The organism is Sulfurimonas sp. HSL-1716 (assembly GCF_039645975.1).
Classification (GTDB): domain Bacteria; phylum Campylobacterota; class Campylobacteria; order Campylobacterales; family Sulfurimonadaceae; genus Hydrocurvibacter; species Hydrocurvibacter sulfurireducens.
This window is the reverse complement of record NZ_CP147918.1, coordinates 2,132,015-2,151,826: the sequence shown is the minus strand read 5'-3', so window position 1 is coordinate 2,151,826 and position 19,812 is coordinate 2,132,015. Positions and strand designations below refer to the sequence as shown.

Genomic DNA, 19,812 nt, shown 5'->3' with positions numbered 1-19,812 from the left:
TTATGCGTCAGGCGTCTTAAAGAGCGTCAGCGTAAACGTCGTGCCTTCATATTTTTTGTTCTTGACCTCATACTCTTGCGTGTTGAGTTCCAGCTTCCCTTTTAGCCTGTTTGTCGCTAAAGTCTGCGCAATAAAAAGACCCAGTCCCGTTCCCATATCCTTGGTCGTAAAGTATGGTTCAAAGATCCTGTCTCGAATCTCTTTTGGTATTCCTCCGGCCAGATCTTTTACAATTATGAGAAACCTGTCTTTTTCTGGAAGAAGGTTGATAGTTATCTTTCTTTGATCATCGTCGGCATTTTTTATCACGTCTATGGCGTCTTTTGCATTGGTTATAAGGTTTAGTATCAGCTGTTTTATATCCGATGATATGCTGTCTATATTGTACATATCGATATCGATGTTGTTTTTATCGGAGATGTCGCAGAGTATCTGGCCGTCTCTTCTGTCTTTGCAATAGACTTCAAGTTTTATATGATGCTCTTTTAGCTGAGCCCAGTAGAGATTGTAAATATCATCGATCAGATGTATGATGTTGACGGTCTCGAACTTCATATCGTCGGTAAAAAACTTTCTGAACTGGTCTATTGTATTTGACATGAAGTTCAACTGTTCAAAAACGTCTTTTTTCGATTTTTGAAAGTAAGCTTCATCCAGATCGTTGTGTTTATAGGCCGATAAGAGATCCTGGACAATAAGCCCTATCGAGTTCAGCGGCTGTCTCCATTGGTGAGCGATCGCACCGAGCATTTCGCCCATCGATGCCAGTTTCGACTGATGAAGCAGCATACTCTCTTTCTCTTTTTGCATATCTTTGAGTTTTTTGATATTTGTCAGATCGCGCAGCGTGCCTATAAAATATATCTCATGATCGAGTACCATCTGCGTGACGACCAAAGATACCGGAAACAGGGTTCCGTCTTTTTTTATGGCATTTAAATTTCTGTCATGGTCTATTATTTTTTTGGCATTGCTGTGATAGTTTTTGACGTAATCATCGTGTAAAGAGCGGTGCGGTTCGGGGACCATAATATTGACGTTCTTTCCGATCAGTTCGTCAGGTCCGTATCCGAATATTTCGCATACTACAGCATTTATTTTTTGGATAATCCCTTTTTTGTCGATGACTATCACGGCATCGAAACTGCTGTCAAACATAGCGTTTAGATAGGTTGCGTTTTTTTCGGAGAGATTCTTTTCAAAGAGCATCTTTTTATACAGAAGATGCAAGATCTTTATTATGGGCGCAAAAAGCAGAAGCAGAACAATGAGCATAACCGTGACAAACTCGATAATTTTTGAAAAAACAAGCCTGTTTTGATCAACTTTTGGTTCGTATACGGCGATGAGGTCGTTGCTAAAGAGGCGAAGAGGCGATGCTATCATTTTGTCCGATATCCACACCAGACGATTCAGTTTAGAGAGTTGATCGAAATTCAGGGAAAAACCAAAAAAACCTTTGCTCTTTCTCGGAGGATTCTGATATCTTGACCATGCCCAAGCCGGGTCGTTGTGAAGCAGAAAATAGCCCTCTTTATCTATGAGGTACAAATTGATATTGGAGTTTCTTTCAAGCATGTTCAGCCATTCATGCATAGAGTAGTCTATAACGACGATACCCTCTTTTTTGCCGTTTATAAAAACAGCGGTGCCGGAGCGCAGTATAGGATTAAACGGATCTTTTTTGTCATTTATTTTTGTATTGAGATCAAGCTTTGAAAATGCCGTTTCTTTAGGATTCAAAGCCATAAAATCCTTAAAATAGTCTCTGTCGCTTCTATTTTGAAGTTCTTTTTGCGCGAGTTGCCTCAGATCCCCTTTGTCATCCCTGTCTACTCTGATACGTTCGATACCGTTTTTATCTATCAGTCGCAACTGTATGATATCTTGTTTGCTTTGAGCAAGATCGTAAAAGAGTTTGCTGTCACCGAGCGAACATTTTTTATGCTCCAAGCAATCCGATACGGTGGGGTTTTCTGAGAGCATTTTTAAAAGAGAGCGTTCGTTTTTCTTAAAACTGTTTATCTCGAACTTTATAAAATCATGCTGCGATGAAACGTTTTGAAGTATGTTCTCTTTGATATCGCTATCTACGAGGTTCGTGACAAAGAAAAGGAGAAAAAACGAAAGGAAGATATTTACAACGAGTATGATCCAGTATTTTTTCATTTTACGGTTCTTGCGGCGGATGCAGGTCTATATCTCTTGAAGGCCGTGCGATATAATAGCCTTGTATCAGATCTACACCAAGTTCTTTAACGGCGTCGAAGATCTCTTTATCCGAGACGAACTCCGCAACGCATTTGATATCAAGCTGGCGGGCAAACATAACGATGGACTGCACGATGATCCTTGAACTGTAATCGGTCACGATATTTTTGATAAGAGAACCGTCGATCTTAAGTATATCGATGGAGAGGCTCGCAAGATAATAGAAGTTCGAATATCCGCTTCCAAAATCATCTATTGCGATTTCAAAACCGGCGTTTTTCAGCCTTTTAAAGACGGATTTTATAAGTTCGAAGTTCTCGATCCCCTCTGATTCGAGGACCTCTACGATGATCTTGTCTTTAAGATCGTGTTCTTGGATCTTTTCTATTAAAAAGGAGATGGTGTCTTCATCCGTCAAATCTTCGATGGAAAGGTTGATAGAGAACTGAAAACCCGTTTCGGAAGCTTTTTGAAATGCCTGCGTGATGACGATTTTCGTCAAATCCCTGTAGCTTCTGGAGAGTTTGGCAACTTTTAAAAAGAACTCCGGAGTTACGACGGTTCCGTCAGGTTCGATAAGTCTTATAAGGGATTCATATTTTGTGATGCACTCTTTTTCTACGTCATAAATCGGCTGATAGAACAGTTCCAATCGGTTCTCGCTTATAGCTTTTTTTATCTTCTGCGTCCAAGTAAAATTATATTTATATGTTTTATCATTGTCCTCGATGCTTTCATAGACGTTTATAGGCTTACGCTTGTGTTTGGCCTCTTCCATGACTCTTTGAAGGTTTTCCAAAGAGGTACAGTGCGACTCTTTACAGGAGACTATGACGGAAGTGAAATCTATTTCAAAGGAGATATCCTGAAAAGTGAAAGGATAGGAGTGGATATAGTGCTTCAGGTCGCCGGCATACTTTTCAAGAGCATTTTGTTCATTGCCTTTATACAGGACAATAAACTCATCGGCTGCGATGCGAAAAAACTCAAAATCCTTTGAGGGCGAGAGTTTTTGCATCGTCTGTGCAAAATACATCAAGACATTGTCTCCAAAATGGATACCGAAAAGCATATTGATATCTTTGAAACGGTCTATGTCCAACAGCATTATCTGCGTATTTCTGTGCGGATTTTTTAACGCCGTTTGAAGGCTCATTCTGTTTGGAAGATCCGTCAGCCTGTCTGTTATGATATCTCTTTCCAGTTGAAGGCGGTTAAGTATCATATCGGTGATATCTTTTTTTATGGAGATAAACTCTTTGATCTCTCCGCTTGAATCGAATATAGGTGAGATCGTCGTATCGACATAATAGCTCGTGCCGTCTTTTTTTCTGTTTTTGACGACTCCCTGCCAGACTTTTCTGTCAAGAATGGTCTGCCACATCTCCTTAAAAAAACTCTTGTCCACATCGGGATGCCTTACGATATTGTGAGGCGAACCTATGATCTCCTCGCAGTCGTATCCGGAAAGTGCGCAGAACTTATCGTTTGCGTATGTTATGTTCCCTTTTTTGTCCGTAACGGTTATATAAGAGCTCAGGTCGACTATATGTTTGTATTGGTTGAGAAGCGTGTTTTTTTCCAGAAGCTCTTTATTCAGATTGATTTTCTCCGCGATACCGCTTATGATCTTAAGCAGTTCGTCGACATCTACGGGTTTTATGATAAAGTTGTCGACTTTGAGTTTTATAGCATCTAAAAAAAGGTTCGTATCGTTAAACGCCGAAGCTATGATAACGGGAATATCAGGAGCATCTTTTTTCATAACGGAGATCATCTCGAGTCCGGTCATATTGGGCATTTTTATATCCGTTATGATCAAATCGGGATCATACTCTTTAAAATCGGCGATCGCAGCAGACGCGTCGGAATAACTTTTTAACTCTTTTATTTCACGGGAGAGGATGCTTGAGAGCCGCTCCCTTAAAACTGTATCATCTTCTACGAGCATGACCTTGAGATCTATCATAATGGTGTCCTAAATATAAAGTTATATGATATCCAGAAAAGAAATAATAGCGAGTATTCTAGCACATAATCTTCGATAAAAAATAAAAACGACCTAAAACGGTTAATTTTAGTTTATAATTATTTTCATAGATATGTTAAGTACGATCCTTTTTTTAAAATATTTCTGAATCTTCGACTTGATCTGCTCAAGCTCTATATGAGTGAGCGAACGGTTCGAGACAACTTCCATTTCTATGAATATCGTTTCATCCTTCGTATCCAGACTTTTTATATTAAGAGTCAGTGCTTCGCTATCTATTTTTGTCGTAGTGATGGTTTTTAATTTCGTAAGATAATTGCTTGTTTCGACTATGTGGGCAAACGAAAGAACAAGGGGGATCGTGATAAAGACCAGTAGGACCGCAGTAAAAAAGATGCCTTTTTTTGCTCTTGTCACGGGAGCGTAACCCAAAACTATGAAAGTCAAAGATGCACTGAGCATTATGCCCACAAGATTGGTGATAAAAAGTAAAAAAGAGCCGTACATGATATCAAGATCGCCCAGCCCTATGCCGATCCCGGTAACGCTCAGCGGAGGTACAAGCGCGACGGCGATAGCGACACCCGCAAGAGATTTGGCGACCTCCTCTTTGGCCGTCGCGTACGCTCCGGCGATACCTGAAAATACGGCAACCATGAGATCAAGAAGATTTGGATTGAGACGTCCCTGCATCTCGGAAGTTATCTGGTGCAGAGGGATCAAAACAGTAAAAAACGATGAAAAAAGAAGTGTTATGACGATACCCGTCATCAATGTTTTGGTGCTCTGTTCAAGCAGAGACCTGTCTGAACGTATGATACCCATAGAGAGCGAAACTATCGGAGACATAAGGGGAGAAAGGATCATCGCGCCTATGACGACGGGCGTCGAATTTGCAAAGAGCCCCGTGGTTGCAAGCAGTGTGCTCAGTATCATAAGCGTTACGTATATGTATGAAAAACCTGCACTGTTTCTCAGGCTAACAAACAGATCTTTAAAATCCTCTTCCCCGGCTTTTTTGAAAAACGGAAGCCTTTCGCTGTTTATGAGAATGTTTCCGATCTCTCCTTTTGGAAGGGAGTTGATCTTGACGGTGTCTTTCTCTTCGATGATATTCGTATCGCTTTTGACCTTTTCTTCCAATCCTCTGCCAAGGCAGATGCTCAAGCCGTCTTGTACGACTTCAAGAATGATCTCTTTGGAGCTGAGCAGATCGTCGTCGATCATATAATCCATAGGTTTTGCAGATTCGATAACGAGCTTTGAAGTCTTTATATAACCAAGACTTTTCGGAAGAGCGAGGATGGAGATCCTTTGATAGAAGAATATGGAGACAAGGTAGCCCAAATAAGATAGAAGCGAGGTAGGTGCCAGAATAAAGGCATTTAGTTTTCCGTCATGTATTGAAAGTTCGTCGCTTATCGCCGAGCGCTCGTTTGCGATCGACTGTTCGACGACGGTTATGCCCGAAGCCGCCGTAAGTATCTTTTGCTCTTTTGCCGTAGTGAGAGTATAGCTTTTAAACCTGATCCTTTTAAGATGTTCGAGCAGTATTTTTATTTTACCGATCTTTGTATTTTTTTCCAGGTTGAGCTTGTAAAGGCCATGCATATCTCCTATAACGACGCTGCTTAATACTACAAGTCCGTTACACAGAAGGATATCCATCTTGCTTAGAAGCTTTTCGTTAAATCCGTCATCGACCGCTTCAAAGATATCTTTTGAAATACCGTAACTTCTTATGGCGTATTTGCAGCCGTCGTTTGGCAGTATAACGATATCGACATTTTTTCGGATGTGGTTTTGTAAAAACGGCTTTATCTCTTTATCGGTGAGATATAAAAAGAAGAGTTTGGATTCTGTGTCCTCGCCGCACTCCTCCAAAGGCCCGCAGATCACCGGGTCAAGTTCGTAGCGGGTCTTGAAATATTTAATAACGGCAGAAAAGTTTTCCGATCCCTTGAGACTGTCGGCTACGATGTGGATCTGGTCTTGCATCTAATCCTCTTTTGCGTTGTTTTTAATATGCAGATCAAGCTGCGGAAAGGGTATTTCGATACCGTTTGCATAAAGAGCTTCATAGATAAGCACCAAAAATCTCGATGTCGTTCTTCTGGGACGAAAGATGTTTTCTCCCTGTATCCATACCATGAGCTCAAAGTTCACGCTGCTGTTGCCCATCCCCGTCATAATGACTCTCGTGCGTTTTTCATCGGTGATATATACATCGTTAAAAGCGGCATCTTCGACGGCTTTTAAAACGACATCCATCACAAGCTGCGCTCTGGTTCCGTATGCGACGCCAAAAGGGATATCGAATCGTTTTATGTTGTCGTTCATGGTCCAGTTTATTACGCTGTTTTGGATAAAGTTCTGATTCGGGACGATAACGTCGATGTTGGCATTTGTATTTAAGACGGTCGAACGCATACGTATATCAACGATATGTCCACGGAGCGTTTCGGAAAGCTCGACGTAATCTCCGACCTTTACGCTTCTCTCAAACATCAGGATCAATCCGGAAACGAAGTTGGACACTATGTTTTGCAGACCAAAACCGATACCTACCGAAAGTGCACCTGCGACAAGGGCGATGGAGGAGAGATTGATGCCTATGATATTGAGCGCTATCAAAAACGAGATGATAAGGATCGTATAGTATCCCAAATTTGCCAAAATGGTTTTTGTAGATGAACTGATGGAATGTTTTTTTGCATTTATCCTTTGGATGTGGACTTTGTAGTATCCCCCGACAAAAAAACCAAAAACAAAGACAAGTACGGAGACAAAGATCTTTAAAGAGCTTACTTCGACGTTGTTGATCGTAAAGATAGGTTTCATAAGAATACTCATAAAACTGACGGCAAGATTTTTGACTTCGGTACTTAAGACCGATTCATGGGCACTTTGGGCAAATAAGGAGTTACATGCGAGCAGCAAAACGGCTGCAGATCCGAATATTTTCAATCTCATATCTTTCCTTTAATCTTTAAAATGATATGCCTTTATAAATGTTATAATATCGAAATAGAATAGCAGTTTTAATAAAACATTATATTTATTTAATTTTAAAAATGGAATTGTTGATGGAAGCAAGTCAAGAAGAGCTCACTGCCCTTAAAAATACAATCAATTTAGAGATAGAGCAATATAAAGAGAACAATACCACCGTCCATCCATACGATATCGCCGAACAACTCCTTGAGCTGAGGGATATAAGCGATGAAGAGTATCTCTCTATCATCAAGATCATTCCTCATGAGCTTTTCGCGGATATCCTCTCCGAGTTTCCCGATTATGTCCAAGAGGAGGTAGCTGAACTCTTAAGCACCAAAAAGCTTGCCGATATCGCATCGAACATGGATACCGACGATGCCGCGACGTTTATCCAAAATATTCAAGAGGAGCATGAAGATACGGCTCAGGAGATCCTTGAAAATTTCGATGACGAAGATCAGGTACTGATCCAAAAACTTATTTCGTATGAAGAGGATGAGGCCGGTGCCTATATGCAGACGGAGCTTTTCAGCGCTCATATAAACGAGAATATCGGTACGGCCATTAAAAGGCTTAAAAGGCTTAAAGAGGAAAACGAGATAGATAACGTCTGGCAGGCATACCTTCTTGACAACCAGCATAAATATCTCGGTGCGGTGAGTTTGGAGGATCTCATAATCTTCGAACATGAGCTGAAGTTTTCAGACATACCAAAAGAGAAGCATACGACGTTTAGTGTTTACCATAAAACGGATATTCAAGACGTGGTAGAGATGGTTACCAACTACAACCTCAACGCGATCGCGGTCGTCGATGATCATAACAAACTCATCGGAAGGATAACATCTGATGATATCTACGATATTATCGAAGAGAGTGCAACCGAGCAGATATATAATCTTGCCGGGGTCAATGACGAGATCGAACAGGAGGAGGATATCTACGAGATCGGTAAGAGTAGGGCGATATGGCTGGGTATCAACCTTGTAACGGCGATAGCCGCTTCACTTGTCATCGGTCTTTTTGACCATACCATCCAATCGATCGTGGCTCTTGCGGTTTTGATGCCGATCGTCGCTTCTATGGGCGGCAATGCGGGAACACAGACACTGACGGTTACCGTACGTAAAATGGCGCTGGGTGAGATCGAAGGCTCGGATGCCAGAAAAACGATATACAAAGAGATCCTTGTATCGCTGGCAAACGGTTTTCTGTTTGCTTTTGTTATAGGGGTCGTGGCGTATTTTTGGTTTCATATACCGCTTCTTGGAGTGGTAATTGCACTTTCAATGATCATAAACCTTTTAAGTGCAGGTTTTTTCGGAAGCGTTATCCCTTTGCTTTTAAGAAAAGCGGATATCGATCCTGCCATCGGGAGTACGGTGCTGCTCACGACCGTTACCGACGTAGTGGGCTTTTTCAGTTTTCTCGGGCTGGCGAGCGTTATATTATTATAGGAGAATAGATGGACTCTTCGAGTAGCGAAGGCGACAGTAGGTTAAAGTATTTTGTAGACGATTATTGGGATATCGTCGTAGGCGTTGTGTCTATTGGGATTTCGTTTTATTTTCATGATCTCGGGTTTGAGGTCATGGCAACCTTAGCTGCGGCTATCGGCATAGGCGCACTTTCGCTCAGCGTTTCTGAGATCGCAGAGATACTTTCGGAGAGGTTTCAAGAACCTTACGGAAGTTTTATTCTCACTTTGAGCGCGGTTGTCGTCGAGATAATACTTTTATATATAGTCTTGCTGCAGGCATATCATGATCCTGATGTCGTAAAAACCGTCAAAGGCGGTATCGTCTCGGCGGTGATAGTCGATATGAACGTTCTTCTGGGGCTTGCTGTTTTTTTGGGCGGATTGAAATTTACCGAGCAAAAACATAACAAGGAAACCTCCAGCGCCTATACTACCATCTTGTTCGTAGCGGGTATTGCGTTGCTTGTTCCCGGTCTTTTAAATCATGTGTCGCATTCAGTGACGACCATTGAAAACGCTTCCAAAGCCATTGCGACTCTTTTGTTCGTTTTTTATATGTTCATTCTTGTATTTCAGACAAGAACGCATACGCATTTTTTCAAGCAGACCGCTAAAAGCAGAATATTCAGGCTAAAAAGGAAGATGGCAAAAGAGAATAAGGAAAACGTTGAGGATCAGGAGGATGATTATATCTTTGAAAAGTTCAACAATATCTCGCTTATAGGGGCCATCTTTTTATTTATTGCTATCATAGCATTCGGTGCAGAAGTATTTGCCACCGAAGGCGTTAAAATAGCAAAAGAGTATGGAATATCTTCGGGTATAGCTGGACTTATCATCGCGATAGTTTCCGTCTCCCCAGAGATAGCTACGGCCATTAAAGCGGCTAAGAACGACGAGATACAGCGTGTGGTAAACATCGCCATGGGAGCGTCGACGGTCTCCATCTTGTTTACCGTACCCGTTTTGGTCTTTTTAGCCTACGTAAGCGATATCCGCTTGACCTTGGATTTTAATCCGCTTGAGATAGGGGCTTTGATATTGACCATTATTCTGGCGTGGAAAACTACCGATGAAGGGCATACGAACTATTTTGAGGGAATATCACACTTGATGTTTTTCTTCGCGTTTACTATAATTGCCATCTATTATTGATGTTTGATTTCATTTTTTTAAAAAAGGAGAGGATTTTTTGAAATATCTTTATTTACTACTGGTATTAGGCATATCCGTCTTTGGAGATACGCATGCTCATAAAAAAGCGAAATATGTCGCGAACGTAGTACCGAAGAACATGACGATCCAGGAAAAAAAAGAGAGGTTCTTTTATCTGGTCGTACCTGCGGTGAAAAAAGTTCATAATCTTTTAATGAATAGATATAAAAGAATAGACAGGGATATAAAAGAGGGTAAAAACTTGAAAGAGGTTAACAGATTAAAGGCTCTTTATCAGGTTAAAAGCGATGTCGCGCTGCTAGAAGCATTAAAGCCGCACCCTCAAAGCATAGTTATAGCCCAAGCGGCGATGGAAAGCTCTTGGGGGACGTCCAGATTCTTTGTGGAAGCCAACAACATCTTCGGAGTTCACAGTATCGACCCTAAAGAACCGAGAATCGCCGCGGGTGAAAAAAACGGAAAAAGAACGGTTTGGCTGACAAAGTTCAAAAGTATCAATGATTCGGTGAGAGCTTATTACAGGACGATGTCTATCTCAAAAGCATTTAAAAAGTTCAGAGCCGTACGGTTACAAACGGACGATCCTCATCTTTTGGTCAAAGCCCTTGACAGATACTCTGAGATCGGAGATACTTATGCCAAGCAGCTTTCTCAAGTCATCAATCACAACAACTTGACAAAGTACGACGACTAGACGTTGTAGTCGGTCGTAAATACGGCTTTGACCTCTCCGGCAAAAGTGATAGTATCTCCTTTTGCTGCCAGGTAGAGAGTATCTCCGCTTTTTGGAAATACTTTTGTATTGTCTGCAACAAGACTCTCCTGGTAAGCTCTGTAAAATGCGGATGCCATGCCCGTACCGCAGGCTAATGTCTCATCTTCGACACCGCGCTCGTAAGTTCTTACATATAACCCGTTCTCTTTTACGGCAGCGATATTTACGTTTGCGTTATATTTGTATCTAAGCTCTCTTGCTTCTTTGATGTCGAAGTTCTCTATATCCGCGTCAAAAGTAATGAGATGAGGTACGCCCGTATCTATTTTCCACCAGGATTTTTTATTCTCTACTATCTCTTTGTCAAGAATATTCGGAGGAGTAAGCTCGCTTGTTACAAGAGTGCCGTTTACTTCCGCTCCGATAACGCCTGCCTGTGTTAAAAAGCGCATTGATGCGGGAGCAAGACCGTTTGTAAAGGCATAATGTGCACATGCACGACTGCCGTTTCCGCACATCTCCGCCGTACTTCCGTCGGAGTTATAAAACTCCCACTCAAAGTCGTATGTTTCATGAGGAATCAAGACAATAAGTCCGTCGGCACCCACACCGTTTTGGCGGTCGCAGATCTCTTTTGCCAGAGCGGAGCGGTCTTTTTTTAAAAAAGTGTGAAAAATAACAAAATCGTTTCCGTTTGCACTGTATTTAGTTACATTCATAGGTATTTTTCCTTTATGGTATTTACGAACTTTTCTACCTCATCTTGAAGGTGCGGCAGGTCTTTTGAGTTGTCTATCACCCAGGTTGCACGTTTTTTTTTCTCATCTATCGGCATCTGGCTCGCGATACGTTTTAGAGATTCCTCTTTTGAGTAGCCGTTTCTCTTCATAAAACGCTCAAGCTGAAGCTCGGGCGGAGTATAGACGACGACGCTGTCTTTGATGGGGTACGCCTGACTCTCAAAAAACAGAGGGATGTCTATGAGATAGGGAAACTTAAAACTGTCCTGTTTCTCCGATCTCGCTTCGATCTCTTGGCGTATGAGCGGATGCAGGAACGCTTCTAATTTCTTTTTGGCATCTTTGTTTGAAAATATCAGCTTTCCAAGAGCTGGTCTGTCCACTTTGGAGTTTTTGACAAACTCTTCGCCGAAATTTTCTTTGACCCACTGTGCATTTGCTTCTAATATCTCATGACTTATGCTGTCCGCATCTATGACGCGCATGCCGTTAAGCGCCATCAGCGAAGCGACGGTACTCTTGCCCGTGGCGATCGAACCGGTGAGCGCGATAGCATACTTAAACGCCATTAGTTTCTTATGATTCCGAGATATTCTTTGCGGATATAGTTGCCCATAGCAAAAGCCGCCGGATGGATGTCGCTGTTGTAGTAGCTAAGGCCGTCAAGCATATCTGCACGCTGCAAGATCAGATCCGCTGTCGGATGGTACGCTTTTGAAGCTAAAAGCAGACTCTCCCCGTTTTCTAAACGGTAAGGCATGATGATCTTGAAATAGTTTGCCATAACCTGCATAATGATCTTGTTCTCTTCCACATTGTCCAGTGACGGGTGTACAGTGACCAAAAGGCCGTCATCCGTCAATGCTCTGCTCATATGGGCGATATTGGCTGCGTCGCATGCTGCTTCGGATAGAATTATTTCAAACGATGCGTCGCCGGCGTTTCTAAGACTTTCCAATGATGCGGGAACCGTTGTAGCGCTCATATCGTCATGACGTGAGATCTCAAGCTGAAGCTTCATCGCATCGTCGCTCAGTACAAGGATGTTCTTTGGTTCTTTATGTGTACAAAGCGGCACATGTATCATCATTTCCGGGTATATAAAATCTTTCAAAATTTTTCCTAGTTTTTAAGTTTTCGCGATTGTATCAGATTAGATTTAAAAAATATTAAAAAGTTACCCCTATGGATAACGATTAATTTTATCTCTAATTATAACTAAAAAAAATTATGGATATAATTTCATTAAAAAAATCAAGGGTATGATGATGGATTTAAATAAAGTAAGAAAGTTTTGTAGGGTATTTCGTATTCTTCTCGGAATTATTTTAATCGCTATCGGTGCTTACACGGGCATTTACTGGTTTTATCTGGGGGTTATTCCTCTTATCGCGGGAATCACGAATTTCTGTCCCCTTTGTATGATAACCAAAAAGTGCGACATCAACTAAAACTAAATACCTCTTTGGTATAATCACGTTACTTTTTACATAGGAAAATTTATGAGTCAAATAAGCTACAAAGACGCCGGTGTCGATATCGATGCGGGAAACAGTTTTGTCGAGAATATCAAGCCGTTAGTCAAATCTACGAAGATACCGGGCGTTATAGGCGGGATAGGTTCATTTGCAGGTGCTTTTGAACTTCCTAAGGGTTACAATGAACCCGTAATGCTCGCAGCTACAGACGGAGTGGGAACAAAACTAAAGCTTGCTATTGATTCAGGGATACACAACACTGTCGGGATCGACCTTGTTGCTATGTGTGTGAACGATCTTATTTGTAACTTCGGTACGCCGTCGTTCTTTTTGGATTACTATGCGACGGGCAAACTTGAAGTGGATGTAGCTACTTCGGTAGTAAGCGGTATCGCTGCGGGGTGTGTGGAAGCAGAATGTGCGCTTATCGGCGGCGAAACTGCCGAAATGCCCGGGATGTACAGCCAAGACGATTACGATCTTGCGGGTTTTGCGGTCGGTGTCGCGGAAAAGGCAGAGATGGACCGCGTGAGCATGGTTCAAGAGGGTGACCAGCTTATAGCGCTCCCGAGTTCGGGTCTTCACTCGAACGGTTTTTCGCTTGCGCGTAAAGTCTTGTTCGAGAAGATGAATCTTGATTTTAGAGCAGATTTTAACGGCAAGCCGCTTATAGAAACTCTTTTGACTCCGACGAATATCTATGTAAAGACTTTTAAAGCATTAAAAGAGAAGATCGTAGCGCTTGCCCATATCACGGGCGGCGGGATTGTCGAAAATCTTCCCCGTGCTTTACCTGAAAACCTGATGGCCGAAGTAAAAGAGAGCAGCATAAGAACGCTTCCTATCTTTGATCTTATCGGCGAGCATGTTGCGCGCGACGAGATGTTCAGAGCGTTTAACATGGGAGTAGGGATGATACTTGTGGTACGTCCGGAGAACGTAGACGCTGTTTTAGCTGCGGCAGAGGGGAGCTACCATATCGGCGAGATAAAATCCGGTACCAGAAAAGCGGTGATGGTCTAAACCTATATCTCGCTTCCCCACCGAAGGGAGCCGAGGCCATACTTCTCTCTTACTTTATGAGCCTGTTTTGTCAGCTCTTTTTGTCTATTGTCGTCATCCATCTCCAAAAGGGAGAGTTCGCGTCTGCAGATATGCGTAAACTCCGAAGAAGTTATGGCCAGATGCACGATATGCAGACGTTTTTGATTGTCGGTCTGCATAAAAAGAGACAAACATAGGTCTTTGAACTCCTTTTCGCTCAGCTCTTTTCTTTTCGTGATACTGCTATGTGATTTTTGATTGAGTTCATATCTGATCGAAAGCGAAAATACCGTGGGTATCACTTTTAACCTCTGTATGGCGAAGATAAGATGACGCGAAAGAATGACGACGCGTCTTTTAAGCTCTGTCCTGTCAAATACCGGATCAAAACTCCTTGATATACCGATCGATTTTCGCACGCTTTTTGTGCTGATTGGGGTATCTGTCTCTCCGTTTACTTTTTTATAAAGCTCTTTTGCATAAGGACCCCAGGACTCTATCGTGCCGCGTCTGCGTCTTAGCTCTCCCAGCGTAAATATCTGCGCTTCTTCAAGTTTTCGCATCATGGCTTTTCCGATGCCGGAGAACCTGCTGACATGAATGGGATCAATAAAAGCGTCAAAATCTTTTTTGTATATCGTCTTGCAGCCAAAAGGTTTTGCTTCGCCGGTTGCGAGCTTTGCTATGTATCTTGTATATGAAGCGCCTATGGATACGGGAAGATCGAGATTTTTTTTGATATCGTGGCGAAGCGAATCTATGAACTTTGGAACGTCTTCATCTGCTATCCATCCCGTTACGTCGCAGTAAAACTCGTCTATGCTCGCTTGTTCCACCAAGGGAATCTTCTCTTGCAGATAGAGATGAAGTTTGTGCGAAAGTTCCTGATACAAGGACATATTCGGTGCTTTTATGATGAGATGCGGGCAAAGACGGAGCGCTTCGCTGATGCTCATTGCGGTTTTGATACCGTATTTTCTGGCTTCGTAGCTTGCCGTTGTCAGTATTCCCCGGACTCTTCCGTCTTTGTCCAAGAAATTTTGCAGGTCATCATCCCTTTTGTCGTATTCCTGATAAAAGGTTGAAACAAAGGATCCTGAATTCGTCAGATTCACATTCTGGTTCCTGTTTTTATGCGAAAATATCTGAATATCGCTTCTTCCGCCTATGGCAACGGGTTTATGCAAAAGTGATGCGTCTTTCGTGCATTCGGCAGAAACAAAAAAACAGTCTAGATCTATATGTATTTTCATGATAACAAGTCTATATTATTTTTAAAAAAAATCACAAAAATATGACAATTTGTTTTGAAATATGATATAATCGATTCAAATGAAGTGAGGTACACCGTTTTGCAAAATAATTTATTGTTATTTTTGTTGCTCGTTCTGTTCTTTGTTTTTTTCTTTTTACTGTTTGTTTTATATAAACGAAATAATGAACTTTTTGAACAAAATGCGCACCTGAAATCTATCCTTCACGGTTCGGTAAGGGCCTGTTTCGTGGTCGATGACGATGACTTCATCGTTTATTTAAATCTGGCCATGCTGCAGATACTCGGTGAAAAAGAGCAGAATATCCTCCATAAAATCTGGTATGAAAAAATAGTACCCAATGAAGAAAAATCAAAATTTAAAAATCTTATTTATAAACAGGACGATAACGATCTTTTTATTCACATTATCGAAGCCGATCAAAAAGCAAGACCGTATCTGTTAAACTACACGAAGATCGGAACGTATATCCTTTTTGAACTGCAGGATCTTTCATGCTATGAAGAGCATCAGGCAAAATTCGAAGAGCTGGCAAACGAACTGGAACATCTGAAAAAATCACTGAGAGAACAAGAGACCAACTTCAAAAAAACGTTCGATATGGCAGTAAACGGCATTGCAATCTTAACGGGAGATGGCGAAGCCACTTACACGAACAAATCGCTTCAGACCATGCTTGATTATAATGAGGATTATTTAAAGCAGCTGGGATTACAACCTCTCTTTAGCGACAGCGAATCGTTTCCGACCCTTTTAAAAACGGTAAAGAACGAACATAACATACAAAGACTTCCCCACCATTTTAGAAACAGATCCGGAGTCAGTATGGACGTATCCATCTCCATGAGCTATTTGGCGGAGCTTGACCAGTATCTTGTCATCATCCAAGACGTAACCAAAGAGCTTGAGTACACCAAAAAACTTGAAAAGCAGAAGGAATCCTATGCAAGACGTGCGGATATGGATGTTCTTACCCCATGTTTTTCAAGATCATATCTCGATATTTTATTGAAAAACATGTGTGAAGCAAAAAAAGAGTTTACCTACATAATGTTTGACGTCGATCATTTTAAATCGGTAAACGATACTTACGGGCATCTCATAGGCGATGAAGTTCTGATAAAGGTCGTCAAAACAGTAAAGGAAGGGCTCAGAGCGACTGATACGCTGGCGAGATACGGCGGAGAGGAGTTTGCGATCGTATTGGAACGTACGTCAAAAGCCGATGCGCTGCAGCTAGCTGAAAAACTTCGTAAAATGATAGAGGAGACCAGCTTCCCTCCTGTGGAAAATCTTACGTGCAGTTTCGGTGTAAGCTGTGATAACTCTCCGCTTACATGCAAGCAGATCATAGAGTGTGCGGATATAGCGCTTTACCAGGCAAAAACTAACGGGAGAAACAGGGTCGAGATGTATAAAAGCAGATCGTCTATCTAAAAGAGCGTATCTCTTTTAGATAGGAAGAACACGTATTTTACTTGAGAGTTTGTCTTTTAAAGTGCTCTCGATCGCGTAAAGGGTTCCCGTGGTAGAACTTGCACATCCGTTACAAGCACCTATGTATCTGATGTAGACATCGATGTTGTCGCCGCCCTCTTTAATATCGATAACTTCCATGTTCCCTCCGTCCATGATCAAAAACTGGCGGACGTTCTCGTCTATGATGGTATCGATAGCTTTGATCTTTTGAACAAGCGTCATAGAAGCAAAATCACCTTCTACACCGGCATCGGCAGCTGCTTTCATCTTCTCTTCATCCATCTCGCGGCGTGTGTCTGCCAAGATATCTACAAGATAGTATTCACGCTCTTCATGACCGCCCGGTTTTATACAGCTCTTACAAAAACCGCCGGCTTTCGTATAGTCCGTTATCTGTTCGATCGTTTTTAGATCGTTGAGTCTGATGACCTCTTTGAGAGTTTTAAGAGATACGCGCGCACATTCACAGACGATAATCTCCTCTTCAAAGCTTTCAGCATCGACACCGAGGTATAATCCTGCCGCTTTTTTGATGACATCATATGCCATGACCGAGCAGTGCATCTTTTGAGGCGGAACTGCAGGAACATCAGGCGTATCGCGCAGAGCGAACTCAACGTCGATATTCGTGATCTTTACCGCTTCTTGTACGGTTTTGCCGATACAAAGCTCTGTCATAACGTCGCTGCTCGCTATTGCCGTACCGCATCCGAAGCTTCTAAATTTGGAGTTCACGATTATATCTGTTTTAGGGTCAACTTCCCAGTAAAGACGTACGGCATCGCCGCAGCTTTCCGCTCCAAAGTCGGCAACGATAAGTTTGTTGCCGTGCTGGGCAGCTTCCTCTTCGGTAATCTCGCCCTGATGTTCAGGATTATTCATAAGACGGGTAACTTTATCGGAATAAGCATCCCATAAAGATTCGCCGATTAAATCATTTTTTGCCATAATATTTTCCTTTTATCTTATTTTATAAAATTAAAGGGAACCACATTTTTTGTGATACGTCAAAGTGAGTTTATCGCTTTGACTGCGCTAGCGCTGTGCTTCACTCGGCGTGATGCCCTTTGCACTTTATGTGCTTTTTAATTTTGTACGTGGTGTTCCGGGATCTGACACTCGCCGGCTTCACCGCCTGGTGACGGTTTTACTTTTGCATAAGAACTGGATATGGCTCTTAATCTTTCCACCGCCTCTTTAAAATGCTCGATGACATAATCCACCTCTTCATCGGTCGTGTAACGGCTGAGACTTAGACGGATACCCGTGTGTGCCAGTTCATGGTCAGCTCCGATGGCGAGCATAACGGTGTTTGCTTCAAGGTCTTCGCTCGCACATGCACTTCCCGTCGAAGCTCCTATGTCATATTTGTTAAGATCCCACAGCATACCTTCTCCTTCGACACCGCGGATAGAGATAAGTATTGTGTTAGGGGTTCTGTTCTCACGGTTCCCGACGGTGAACGTGTCGGGAATGATGCTAAGAAGAGCATCTTCTAGTCTGTCTCTTTTTGCACGGATGTTCTTTATGGTCTCTTCTATATTTGAAGTAGCCATTTCGATGGCTTTTCCCATTCCTACGATATAAGGAACATTAAGCGTACCCGAACGGCGTCCGCCCATATGTTCGCCGCCGTTAAACAGCGGAGTCAATGCCTGTGAATTTTTTATGTAAAGTGCTCCGACCCCTTTTGGACCGTGAAATTTGTGTGCGCTCATCGACATAAAATCGACATGTACGTCAGAAACGTCTACAGGTATTTTTCCTACCGCCTGTACGCCGTCGGTATGAAACAAGACATCTTTTGCTTTACATATCTCGCCTATCTCTTTGATAGGAAATATCATACCCGTTTCGTTATTTGCCCACATGATGGATACAAGCGCTGTTTTGTCAGTAATGAAGCTTTTTACTGTATGTGCTTCGACGATCCCCTCTTCGTTTACGGGAAGGTAGGTTACTTTTACACCTTGTTCCTCTAAAAATCTGCATGTGGAGAGGACGGAAGGGTGTTCGACCTCAGTTGTAACTATGTGATTTTTGTCTCCGTTTAAGATTTTATCGACCCATACGGATTTTAGGACCCAGTTGTTTGATTCGGTAGCGCATGACGTAAAAACTATATCGTCATTATCAGAAGCGTTTATCGCTGTATAGACCTGATTTATAGCTTGAGATAATGCAGGGCGGGTCGCCGTACCAAATTTATGCAGTGAGTTCGGATTTCCATAAAGTTCGCTAAAAAATGGAAGCATTACATCAACTACTTCAGGAGCGACCATCGTAGTTGCATTGTTGTCCATATATACTTTCATAAAAACACCTTTAATTGTTCATAAAAATTAAAGAAGAGTAAAATTGTCCTCTTTTTGCTAATGAGATGATAATACCTTCCTCATTTAAATAAGCTTAAATGGTATTAAGGTTTAACATAGTTTAAGCTATAATTTCATAAAAACGGTTTAAATGGATACTCTATGAGATGTTTTGACGTAAAAACTATATATTTACCGTTAACATTGCAGAAGTAAAATTAAAAGCTAGTTGTATACGACTAGTCCGTAATCGTCCTTGAGATTGTAAAAAGTGGAGCTGCTTGTTATCTCCAAGTCTTTTATGCGCCCCAGATGAAGCAGAGAGTTCTTATCGACTTTTATGCCGTACTCTATGAAAAACTTTCTGATGTTCACGAATTTTATATCCTGAACGTATTTATATTCGAACTCTTTGTAGAGTCTCATCTTCTCGTAGCTAAACACATGTTCATTGATATGCAGCCGGTCTGAAGCATATTTTATCGGAAGATAACCGGAGAGATCGGTGAGTATCGGTTCTATATGCTCGTACTTTTTGGGAAGAGTGTTTTTCTGCACAAATACGTACTTATTGTTCAGTTTTATGTTTGGTGTATCTTTCCAATATTTATATACAGGATTGGATACATGAAGCTTTTCACGGACTTCCCGCCATAACCAATAAGAGTTTAAAGTATTCGGTAGATGTGACATACAAAGATTTTACATAAATTGCTGTTTGCTTTTGCTTAATTTAAGTAGTAATATAATATTATTTCAGTCTTCTAATGAAGTGCTCGCATAACTCAGTTGGTAGAGTATTACCTCGACAAGGTAAGAGTCACTGGTTCGAGTCCAGTTGTGAGCACCACTTTCAGCAAATATATACTCTATTTGATTACAATTTAATTTTCTTTTTTCCTCCGATAATATT

17 protein-coding genes and 1 tRNA gene are annotated in these 19,812 nt (G+C 41.8%); 7 read left to right on the top strand and 11 right to left on the bottom strand.

Translation table 11 applies throughout. The features are described 5' to 3' along the window. From WCY03_RS10995 to WCY03_RS10980, 4 genes are all read right to left on the bottom strand, one after another. The gene (locus WCY03_RS10995; protein WP_345992868.1) at positions 1-2,169 is read right to left on the bottom strand and encodes a PAS domain S-box protein; all 2,169 of its coding nucleotides are present in this window, start codon (positions 2,167-2,169) and stop codon (positions 1-3) included. A gap of 1 nt (position 2,170) precedes the next feature. Next, the gene (locus WCY03_RS10990; protein ID WP_345992867.1) at positions 2,171-4,180 is read right to left on the bottom strand and encodes an EAL domain-containing protein; all 2,010 of its coding nucleotides are present in this window, start codon (positions 4,178-4,180) and stop codon (positions 2,171-2,173) included. Between the two features lie 108 nt (positions 4,181-4,288). Beyond that, positions 4,289-6,199, bottom strand: coding sequence for a TIGR00341 family protein (locus WCY03_RS10985; protein ID WP_345992866.1), 1,911 nt, complete (start codon positions 6,197-6,199; stop codon positions 4,289-4,291). Continuing rightward, positions 6,200-7,174: a mechanosensitive ion channel domain-containing protein gene (locus WCY03_RS10980; RefSeq protein WP_345992865.1), complete on the bottom strand. Its 975-nt coding sequence runs from the start codon at positions 7,172-7,174 to the stop codon at positions 6,200-6,202. A gap of 113 nt (positions 7,175-7,287) precedes the next feature. On the opposite strand from WCY03_RS10980, the gene mgtE reads away from it, so the two are divergent. Genes mgtE through WCY03_RS10965 form a run of 3 tightly spaced genes read left to right on the top strand, consistent with a single transcriptional unit; the run spans position 7,288 to position 10,548 of the window. Beyond that, the gene (mgtE, locus tag WCY03_RS10975) at positions 7,288-8,655 is read left to right on the top strand and encodes a magnesium transporter (RefSeq protein WP_345992864.1); all 1,368 of its coding nucleotides are present in this window, start codon (positions 7,288-7,290) and stop codon (positions 8,653-8,655) included. Between the two features lie 8 nt (positions 8,656-8,663). Beyond that, the gene (locus WCY03_RS10970; protein ID WP_345992863.1) at positions 8,664-9,833 is read left to right on the top strand and encodes a sodium:proton exchanger; all 1,170 of its coding nucleotides are present in this window, start codon (positions 8,664-8,666) and stop codon (positions 9,831-9,833) included. Positions 9,834-9,870: 37 nt separating this feature from the next. Next, a complete protein-coding gene (locus WCY03_RS10965; RefSeq protein ID WP_345992862.1) occupies positions 9,871-10,548 on the top strand; it encodes a glucosaminidase domain-containing protein in 678 nt (225 codons plus the stop codon). On the opposite strand, the gene dapF is transcribed toward WCY03_RS10965, so the two are convergent. The 3 genes from dapF to WCY03_RS10950 are packed head-to-tail and all read right to left on the bottom strand — an operon-like array spanning position 10,545 to position 12,423. Beyond that, complete coding sequence (gene dapF, locus WCY03_RS10960) at positions 10,545-11,288, bottom strand: diaminopimelate epimerase (protein WP_345992861.1); 744 nt, start codon at positions 11,286-11,288, stop codon at positions 10,545-10,547. The two genes, WCY03_RS10965 and dapF, sit on opposite strands and share 4 nt — an antisense overlap. Further along, on the bottom strand, positions 11,285-11,878 hold the full coding sequence (coaE, locus tag WCY03_RS10955; protein WP_345992860.1) for a dephospho-CoA kinase: 594 nt from the start codon (positions 11,876-11,878) through the stop codon (positions 11,285-11,287). The genes dapF and coaE overlap by 4 nt, the downstream gene beginning before the upstream one ends. Beyond that, positions 11,878-12,423, bottom strand: coding sequence for a spermidine synthase (locus WCY03_RS10950; RefSeq protein ID WP_345992859.1), 546 nt, complete (start codon positions 12,421-12,423; stop codon positions 11,878-11,880). The genes coaE and WCY03_RS10950 overlap by 1 nt, the downstream gene beginning before the upstream one ends. Before the next feature lie 154 nt (positions 12,424-12,577). Here WCY03_RS10950 and WCY03_RS10945 point away from each other — a divergent pair, with 154 nt between their 5' ends. Further along, positions 12,578-12,760: a YgaP-like transmembrane domain gene (locus WCY03_RS10945; protein WP_345992858.1), complete on the top strand. Its 183-nt coding sequence runs from the start codon at positions 12,578-12,580 to the stop codon at positions 12,758-12,760. A 51-nt stretch (positions 12,761-12,811) separates the two neighbouring features. Beyond that, the gene (gene purM, locus WCY03_RS10940) at positions 12,812-13,810 is read left to right on the top strand and encodes a phosphoribosylformylglycinamidine cyclo-ligase (RefSeq protein WP_345992857.1); all 999 of its coding nucleotides are present in this window, start codon (positions 12,812-12,814) and stop codon (positions 13,808-13,810) included. Positions 13,811-13,812: 2 nt separating this feature from the next. On the opposite strand, the gene WCY03_RS10935 is transcribed toward purM, so the two are convergent. Next, the gene (locus WCY03_RS10935) at positions 13,813-15,084 is read right to left on the bottom strand and encodes a DNA polymerase IV (protein ID WP_345992856.1); all 1,272 of its coding nucleotides are present in this window, start codon (positions 15,082-15,084) and stop codon (positions 13,813-13,815) included. Positions 15,085-15,183: 99 nt separating this feature from the next. Between WCY03_RS10935 and WCY03_RS10930 the strand changes: the two genes are divergently transcribed. Then, entirely contained in the window at positions 15,184-16,542 is a 1,359-nt protein-coding gene (locus WCY03_RS10930) for a diguanylate cyclase (protein WP_345992855.1), read from the top strand. Positions 16,543-16,557: 15 nt separating this feature from the next. Here the strand turns inward: WCY03_RS10930 and WCY03_RS10925 are convergent, their stop codons facing one another. The 3 genes from WCY03_RS10925 to WCY03_RS10915 form a co-directional block, all read right to left on the bottom strand. Beyond that, complete coding sequence (locus WCY03_RS10925; protein WP_345992854.1) at positions 16,558-17,532, bottom strand: iron-sulfur cluster assembly scaffold protein; 975 nt, start codon at positions 17,530-17,532, stop codon at positions 16,558-16,560. A 137-nt stretch (positions 17,533-17,669) separates the two neighbouring features. Continuing rightward, a complete protein-coding gene (locus WCY03_RS10920) occupies positions 17,670-18,899 on the bottom strand; it encodes a NifS family cysteine desulfurase (RefSeq protein WP_345992853.1) in 1,230 nt (409 codons plus the stop codon). 225 nt (positions 18,900-19,124) lie between these two features. Beyond that, positions 19,125-19,592, bottom strand: a complete 468-nt coding sequence (locus tag WCY03_RS10915) for a hypothetical protein (RefSeq protein ID WP_345992852.1) — start codon at positions 19,590-19,592, stop codon at positions 19,125-19,127. Positions 19,593-19,673: 81 nt separating this feature from the next. Here WCY03_RS10915 and WCY03_RS10910 point away from each other — a divergent pair. Further along, positions 19,674-19,749 (top strand) — tRNA-Val (locus WCY03_RS10910). Positions 19,750-19,812: the final 63 nt, after the last annotated feature.